This is a genomic window from Phytohabitans sp. LJ34, assembly GCF_052068095.1.
Lineage (GTDB): Bacteria > Actinomycetota > Actinomycetes > Mycobacteriales > Micromonosporaceae > Phytohabitans.
This window is the reverse complement of record NZ_JBQHDG010000068.1, coordinates 1-757: the sequence shown is the minus strand read 5'-3', so window position 1 is coordinate 757 and position 757 is coordinate 1. Positions and strand designations below refer to the sequence as shown.

The 757-nt window shown below is 68.2% G+C and carries 1 protein-coding gene; it reads left to right on the top strand.

The window, feature by feature from the left end; genetic code table 11:
* Positions 1–101 precede the first annotated feature (101 nt).
* Positions 102–757, top strand: a 656-nt coding sequence (locus tag ACTMTJ_RS45400) for a glucosaminidase domain-containing protein (protein ID WP_441225328.1), incomplete at its 3' end; no start/stop codon positions are given.

Here is a 757-nt window from a genome sequence, read left to right as displayed (position 1 = left end):
GCTGGACCGGCGACGGCGACGGCACCTTCGCCACACCCGCCCAAATCGGCCACGGCTGGTCCACCTTCCGCCTCGCCAACTACTGACCGCTGGGAGCAACCATGAGAAGAACCTTCCTTGCCCGGCTCGCCGTCGCGGCACTTGTCGGTGGCCTGCTTTCCACGGCGGCGATCGGCAGCGCGTCGGCGATGGCGCCGGACGCGTACATCAGCGCCTACGCCCCGTCCGCCCAGACCGTCCAGCAGCAGTATGGCGTGCCGGCATCCGTCGCGCTCGGCCAGTCGATCCTCGAGTCGGCGTGGGGCGAGAGCCGCCTCACCCGCGAACGGCGGAACTTCTTCGGCTTCAAGTGCGTGTCGCCGAGCGATCCCGGGCCAATCGCGACGAGCTGCCACAACTACCCGACCCAGGAGTGCGACTCGTCCGGCTGCTACACCGTCAACCAGTACTTCCGGGGGTACGCCAGCAGCACGGACTCCTTCCGCGACTACGGGCGGCTGCTGCGCACACCGCGGTACGCGGCCGCGTTCGACCACGTCGACGACCCGGACCAGTTCATCCGGGAGGTGCACCGGGCCGGCTACGCCACCGACCCGGAGTACGCCAACAAGGTCATCAGCCTGATGCGGACGTACAACCTCTACCGGTTCAACAGCGCCCGCAACCTGGCTGCGGAGAGTGTGAACGGGGATCGGTACGAGGATCTGTTGGCGGTCGACTCCGGCAACGTGCTGTGGTCGTATCCGGGTCGCTCGGG